This window comes from Mucilaginibacter sp. P4_G9 (assembly GCF_056400985.1).
This window is the reverse complement of the sequence record NZ_JBFUKF010000255.1, coordinates 1-7,249: the sequence shown is the minus strand read 5'-3', so window position 1 is coordinate 7,249 and position 7,249 is coordinate 1. Positions and strand designations below refer to the sequence as shown.

The 7,249-nt window shown below is 40.7% G+C and carries 8 protein-coding genes; all 8 read right to left on the bottom strand.

Features of this window, described 5'->3' with window-relative positions; all coding sequences use genetic code 11:
- Positions 1–407, bottom strand: a 407-nt coding sequence (locus tag AC1DPZ_RS18665; RefSeq protein ID WP_477406173.1) for an inorganic diphosphatase, incomplete at its 3' end; no start/stop codon positions are given.
- 19 nt (positions 408–426) lie between these two features.
- Complete coding sequence (locus AC1DPZ_RS18660; RefSeq protein WP_477406171.1) at positions 427–1,074, bottom strand: DedA family protein; 648 nt, start codon at positions 1,072–1,074, stop codon at positions 427–429.
- Positions 1,075–1,129: 55 nt separating this feature from the next.
- Complete coding sequence (locus AC1DPZ_RS18655) at positions 1,130–2,512, bottom strand: NADH-quinone oxidoreductase subunit N (RefSeq protein WP_477406169.1); 1,383 nt, start codon at positions 2,510–2,512, stop codon at positions 1,130–1,132.
- Between the two features lie 54 nt (positions 2,513–2,566).
- Positions 2,567–4,042, bottom strand: a complete 1,476-nt coding sequence (locus AC1DPZ_RS18650) for a complex I subunit 4 family protein (RefSeq protein ID WP_477406167.1) — start codon at positions 4,040–4,042, stop codon at positions 2,567–2,569.
- Positions 4,043–4,064: 22 nt separating this feature from the next.
- Positions 4,065–5,978, bottom strand: a complete 1,914-nt coding sequence (nuoL, locus tag AC1DPZ_RS18645) for an NADH-quinone oxidoreductase subunit L (protein WP_477406165.1) — start codon at positions 5,976–5,978, stop codon at positions 4,065–4,067.
- Between the two features lie 126 nt (positions 5,979–6,104).
- Complete coding sequence (nuoK, locus tag AC1DPZ_RS18640) at positions 6,105–6,434, bottom strand: NADH-quinone oxidoreductase subunit NuoK (protein WP_477406163.1); 330 nt, start codon at positions 6,432–6,434, stop codon at positions 6,105–6,107.
- Positions 6,434–6,931, bottom strand: coding sequence for an NADH-quinone oxidoreductase subunit J family protein (locus tag AC1DPZ_RS18635; protein ID WP_477406161.1), 498 nt, complete (start codon positions 6,929–6,931; stop codon positions 6,434–6,436). Before AC1DPZ_RS18635 ends, nuoK begins: the two co-directional genes overlap by 1 nt.
- 60 nt (positions 6,932–6,991) lie before the next feature.
- Positions 6,992–7,249, bottom strand: a 258-nt coding sequence (locus AC1DPZ_RS18630) for a 4Fe-4S binding protein (RefSeq protein WP_477406159.1), incomplete at its 5' end; no start/stop codon positions are given.

Sequence of the window (7,249 nt, the reverse complement as noted above, 5' to 3'; positions counted from 1 at the left end):
ATTTCGGTCATGGCGTGCGGAGGAAGCTCATTCAAATCATTTATGTAATTTACCGACATATCGTTTTTGGCAACAGCAATAATTTTATCGTCCTGTTCGCCATTATCAACCATGTGCATCACACCTACTACCTTTGCCTCGATGATCGACATCGGGAAAACATCAATTGAGCAAAGTACCAATATATCTAATGGATCTTTATCATCGCAGTAAGTTTGTGGAATAAAGCCGTAGTTGGCCGGGTACATTACCGACGAAAATAAAACCCGATCTAATTTTAGTAAACCAGAATCCTTATCAATTTCGTATTTGGCTTTAGAGCCTTTAGGGATTTCAATTATAGCGTTAACAATCTCGGGGATGTTTTCACCYGGAGAAACCTGGTGCCATGGGTGTTGTGTACTCATTGGTATTTGTTATGTATTTTTATGTGTTACTCTTTTCTTTATTCACTGCTATTTTTTTACGGATGTAAGCTGTAACAAGCGGGATGGTAGTAATAACAATCAGCCCTAAAACTATATACTGCATATAATCCTTTAATTGCGGAAACCTTTTACCTAAGAAAAATCCGCCTAAAGTAAATGTACATACCCAGGTTACACTCCCTATCAGGTTATATAAACCGAATTTTTTTATGTCAACCTTTACAACACCTGCAAATATAGGGGCAAATGTTCTAACTATCGGGAAAAATCTCCCTAAAATCAAGGCCATTCCTCCGTACTTATTATAAAAATCGCTTGCAAGTACCACATATCGCTTTTTAAAAAACAGCGAGTCGTTCTTATTAAATAGCACAGGCCCTGTTCGGTAACCAAACCAATAACCCGTAAAATTTCCTAATATGCCAGCTGCAATGAGCGATAGCACCAACGTAGATATGCCTACATCCACCTTTCCTGCCGAACACAGCAAACCTGCCATGAATAGCAGATAATCTCCTGGTAAAAAAAAACCAAAAAACAGGCCGGTTTCAGCAAAAACAACAACAAGCAGGAAATAAAAGCCTCCCCTGCTTATGATGGATTGAGCGTCCGTTAAATTTTGAAGGTAATCCCAAAAACTTTCCATTCACTATATCTGTAAAACTACAAATATTATATCAATTTGCAGTACCCAGTTATTATTAAATGAAACGGGAGATAAAATCGGGATAAACACCGATAATAACAGTTGCTAATGCCGATACAGCAAAAACAAGTTTATAATATGCCGGTATGGTAACTTCGGCCCTATCTGCCGGGCGGAAATACATGGCAACTATAACCCTGAAATAATAAAAGATACTGATAATGGCATTTACAACGGCTATAATAACCAGCCAAAACTGGTACTTTGACAGCGCGCCCGAAAACATGAAAAACTTTCCAATAAACCCTGCAGTAAGCGGGATACCAGCCAATGACAGCATAGATATTGTTAATACAAAGGCCAGGAAAGGATTGTTTTTTGCAAGGCCGTTAAAGCTTTCAAAGCTATCGCTGCCGCTTTGCTGATGCACCAATATTAAACTGCCAAAAGCAATAATTGAAGCAATTGAATACGCAGTAGCGTATATAAATACCGAATTAGCCGATGCAGAACCTAAAGCCACAATAGCAAAAAGCAGGTAGCCCGCATGTGATATGCTTGAAAAAGCCAGCATTCGTTTAAAGCTTTGCTGATACAGCGCGGTGATGTTACCTATAAATAAAGTTGCTACAGTAATAACAAGTAAAACCGGCATCCAAAAATCAGACAGTGGAGCAAAGCAGACCGAAAACAAACGCAGAAATGCTGCAAAACCGGCAGTTTTTACTACCGTAGACATGAAGGCGGTTATAAGGGTAGGTGAGCCCTCATATACATCAGGAGTCCAGAAATGGAATGGCGCGGCGCCAACCTTAAAGCAAAGCCCGACAATAATCAACGCGATACCTGTGTAAAACATCGGATCGATGTGCGGATGTGCCAAAACCCAATCGCGGATAACTTCTAAACTGAATGAGCCTGTTGAACCGTATATTAAAGTGATGCCAAACAATAAGAAACCGGTTGAGAATGCCCCCATCAGGAAATACTTTAAAGCGGCCTCGTTCGATGCGAAATCACTTTTCCTGATACCCGCCAGGATATATAAACTTACCGACATGATCTCGATACCAATGAACATCATGGTAAGGTTATAGTAAGATACCATTACAATGATACCCGTTAGCGAGAATAATATAATAGCGTAATACTCGGCCACATGTTTACTGATCCTCTCAAAATATCCACCAGATAAAAGCAGGATGAGGATTGTGGTAATAATAGCAACTGATGAAAATACAACAGAGAAGTTGTTGAACAACATCATACCTTGATAAATTGGCACCGTTGTATCCGGGGTTTTATATTCGGCAACGGCACAAACCAGCGCGGCGATCAAGCCAATCACAGTAACGGGTAATAATGCTTTTGTAGCCTTGTATAAACCAAGATACAGCAGCACTATTGGTAAAACAGATATGATGATTAAAGTACTCATTTAAATATTTTATTTTCTTTTTAGAATTTTGGATTTAGAGTTTAGAATTTCATTCTAATACGTCAACTTTCCATTCAAAGTGCCTAACAAATTATTAACCGCCGCCTCAGATATATGCATTATTGGCTGCGGATAAACACCTATGGCTATTATCAGTATACAGATAATAGTCAGGACCAATTGCTCTGATCCGCTTATATCCCTAAAAGTTGTTGTCAGTTCATTAAGCCCGCCCTGCATTACATTTTTGTACATCCGTAACATATATACGGCGCCAAAAATGATAGTTAAACCCGCTGCTATTACCAGTGCTAAATTCATGTAGTGGTAAGCGCTGTATTGAAAAACACCATCAAGCAATAAAAACTCGCCTACAAACCCATTGGTAAGTGGTAAACCTACCGTACCCAATACTATAATTAAAAACGCTATTGAAAATTTAGGCGCTACCAGCGCAATACCGCCAAGCTGGCCGATGTTACGTGTATTTAAACGCCTGCTGATGATATCCCATATAAAAAACATGCCTACCACATTTATACCGTGGTTAAGCATTTGTATCATTGCGCCTTGTAAACCTTGCGCGTTCCAGGTAAAAATTGCCGCAGCAATAAGGCCAACGTGCGCTATGGATGAATAAGCTACCAAACGTTTGCCGTCTGTTTGTTTAAACGCTATGATGGAAGCATACACAATACCAATAACTGCAAGTATAATAGCCAGGCTTTGCCAATGAGCCAAACCAAGAGGTGCGCATGGTATTAACCACCTGATAACGCCATAGATCCCCATTTTAAGCATGATTCCTGATAACATCATGGTACCGCCGGTAGGTGCCTCGGTATAAGTATCGGGCTGCCAGGTATGGAAAGGGAATAAAGGCATTTTAATGGCAAAGGCCAGGAAAAATGCCAAAAATACCCACGATTGTTGCGGGGCAGTAAGCTTTAAAGCGTAAAAGCTATGAATATCGAAAGTTCTATCCGGTGATTGTAAATAAAGGTAGATGATAGCTACCAGCATAAATAACGAACCGGCAAATGTATAGATGAAAAATTTAAGGGTAATACGGATCCGGTTTTCGCCCCCCCAAAGGGCGCATATAAAGTAAATAGGGATTAACGCGGCTTCCCATCCAACGTAAAATAAAAACCCGTCTAACGCGGTAAACACTACCAGCAAACCAGCCTGCATAAATAGTATTAAACCATAAAAAGCACCGGCATTTTTATATTCGTGCTTATAGGTGGTTAATATAATAAGCGGTACAAGCAACGTGGTAAGCAGTACCATGATCATGCTGATGCCATCAATACCAGCGCTAAAATAAATACCCAATTTTGCTATCCACGGAACATCAATACCAAATTGTGTTGTTGCATCGGGTACAAAACGGCTTAAAAACAGACCGGCTATTACCAGTTCGGCAACAGAGAAAAATAATGCGGCGTGTTTGGCAGCCCCGTTTTTTAATAAGGCTACTATAACTGCGGCAACTACCGGTAAAAAAATTAATATACTAACGGTCATTTTATATTTTAAACGCTATCGTTTATACTTTAGTTAATCCAAATACGCTGTAAACCAATATGGCTATAATACCCAGCACCATTACAAATATGTAAAAACCTACATTGCCGGTTTGCAATAAACGCAGGCCTTTACTGGTTTCAACAGTTCCTTTACCCAGGCCGTTCACTAAACCATCAATACCCATCTTATCCACTACGTTGTAGAAAAAAGTTGACAAGAAATCCAATGGTTTGCGGATCAGGAAATCATAAAGCTCATCTACATAAAATTTCTGATAGGATAAGCTGGTCAATGCGGGGCGTTCGTCGGTATCTGCTACCGGAAGACTACCGTTTTGAACATATTTTATAAAAGCATAGATTAATGCTATAAATGCAACACCTACCGAAACACCCATCAGGATCCATTCGGTACCTGATGACAATTCATGTGAAGGCAGGATCGCCGTTGATGCTTTAAATACAGGGGCCAGGTAGTGGCCAAGTTCATGGTGACCACCTAAAACCTCGGGCACGCCAATTAAACCGCCGATAATAGAAAGTATTGCCAATATGATCAATGGAATGGTCATGGTTGCCGGCGACTCATGCAAATGATGTTCCTGCTCATGCGTGCCACGGAATTTACCCCAAAAAGTAAGGTACATCATCCTGAACATGTAGAACGAGGTAAGCATAGCCRTAAATACACCTACTACATAAAAGGTAGTACTGTGCTCAAAGGCATGAGCCAGAATTTCGTCTTTTGAAAAGAAACCAGAGAACGGTGGTATTCCCGAAATGGCTATAGTACCAATAAGCATGGTAGCAAATGTAACAGGCAGCTTGCCTTTTAAGCCTCCCATTTTGCGCATATCCTGCTCGCCGCTTACCGCATGGATAACAGAGCCTGCACCAAGGAATAACAGGGCTTTAAAGAAAGCATGTGTTAATACGTGGAAGAAAGCACCGGTATAGGCACCCACACCTAAACCTAAAAACATATAGCCCAGTTGCGATACAGTTGAATAAGCCAGTACCTTTTTAATATCCGTTTGCGTAAGGGCAATTAACGCGGCAAATAACGCGGTAGCCAAACCTACTATAGCCACAACCTCCATTGCAAATGGCGACATGCTGTAGAATATGTTTGAGCGGGCAATCATATAAATACCTGCTGTAACCATGGTTGCAGCGTGGATCAATGCTGATACAGGAGTTGGGCCGGCCATTGCATCTGGTAACCAGGTAAACAATGGTAACTGGGCCGATTTACCTATAGCGCCAACAAACAACAATAGGGCAATTACTGTAAATGGCGCGGCACCTATTTTCATTGCTGCCGCCTTAGGAAATAGGGTAGCAAATTCAATACTTCCAAACGCGTAGATCATTAGGAACACCCCCAGTAAAAAGCCCAAATCGCCTATACGGTTCATGATGAAGGCTTTTTTTGCAGCGTCGGCATAGTCTGGGTTGGTATACCAGAAACCAATAAGCAGGTACGAGCATAAACCTACGCCCTCCCAGCCTATAAACATGATGATATAGTTTGAACCCATCACCAATAGCAGCATGAAAAATACAAACAGGTTTAAGTAAGCGAAAAACTTACCAAAACCTTTATCATCATGCATATAACCAATAGAATACAGGTGTATAAGGAAACCAACACCCGTGATAATGAGCAACATAATAGAGCTCAACTGATCAACCAAAAATGCGAAAGGTATATGAACCGGGCCCGCGTTGATCCAATCAAAATAAGTAATATTAATAGGGTTGCCGGTTGATTTGATCTGGAAGAATGCTGCCAGGCTTAACCCAAAAGATACCAGTACGAGTAAGCTGCCAATAAAGCCTATTATTCCTTTTGATAATGAATTACGGCCAAATCCGTTAATAATAAAACCGGCTAACGGTAATATGGGAATAAGCCAGATGTATTGATTCATAAGCCCCCTCTAAATCCCCCCCGGTAGGGGAGACTTTTTGTTTTTAAATTGTTTTATTTATAAGCCTTCCTTACAGAAGGCATTGAATGTTAATCTCTATCCCTCCCCCTTCAGGGGGCCAGGGGGCTACCACTTCAGCCTGTTCAGCACGTTAATATCTATCGAATTGGTATTACGGTAAATCATCACAATGATGGCCAGCCCCACAGCTACTTCGGCGGCCGCAAGTGCCATAATAAAGAATACAAAAACCTGTCCGGTAGCATCGCCCCTGTAAACAGAGAATGCCGTTAGCAAAAGGTTCACCGCGTTCAGCATCAGTTCAACCGACATAAATATCACGATAGCATTGCGGCGGATCAATACGCCCATTACACCTATCGAAAAAATAATGCTGCTTAATAAAATGTAATGATTAAGCGGCACCGCTTGTATTGTATTTGTTAAGCTTTCCATTATGCTGTTTTAGTGTCTTTTGTAGCCAGTAAAACAGCACCCACCATTGCCGATAACAGCAATACTGACGATATTTCAAATGGCAGTAAAAATTCGTTAAACAATACTTTACCCAGGTTTTTCACCAGACCCAGCTCCGGGTTCTGCAAYACAACCGGGTTAGATATTCCGATTGATTTTAAGGAGGCTGCTAAAGCCACCATCAGAATGCCACCACCAAATACACCCGCAAACTTCACCATAAATGGCTTAACAGGTTCACTATCCTTATTCAGGTTGATAAGCATCAGTGTGTACAGGAACAATACCAGGATAGCGCCCATGTACACTATAAAATTAACTATCGCCAAAAACTGGGCGTTCATTAATATATAGTGAATGGTAAACGTAAAAAAGGTAAGTATAAGATAAAGGATACTATGTACCGGATTTTTGGCMGTGATCACCAATATCGAAAAGAATATGGACAAAAATGCGATGAAGTAAAATGTACTCATATTTATATTTACAAAATACCCTTGCCCTTTTTAAGAGTTGCGCAAAGGTATAAAACTTCTTTATTGATTTAAGGGTGGTTCTACTAATTTGTCTTTGCCGTAAATAAAATCCTTCCTCAAATAGTCGGCAGGTACAATATCTCCGTCAAGATATATGGCCTCCTTGGGGCAGGCTTCTTCACAAAGGCCGCAAAAAATGCAGCGCAGCATGTTTATTTCGTAAACTGCAGCGTATTTTTCTTCCCGGTATAAATGCTCTTCGCCTTTCTGGCGTTCGGCAGCAACCATGGTTATAGCTTCTGCGGGGCATGATAATGC

Bases quoted from the DNA above. Each gene is read 5' to 3' on its own strand.
- AC1DPZ_RS18660 (WP_477406171.1), bottom strand. From the start codon at position 1,074: ATGGAAAGTTTTTGGGATTACCTTCAAAATTTAACGGACGCTCAATCC.
- AC1DPZ_RS18655 (WP_477406169.1), bottom strand. From the start codon at position 2,512: ATGAGTACTTTAATCATCATATCTGTTTTACCAATAGTGCTGCTGTAT.
- AC1DPZ_RS18650 (WP_477406167.1), bottom strand. From the start codon at position 4,042: ATGACCGTTAGTATATTAATTTTTTTACCGGTAGTTGCCGCAGTTATA.
- nuoK (WP_477406163.1), bottom strand. From the start codon at position 6,434: ATGGAAAGCTTAACAAATACAATACAAGCGGTGCCGCTTAATCATTAC.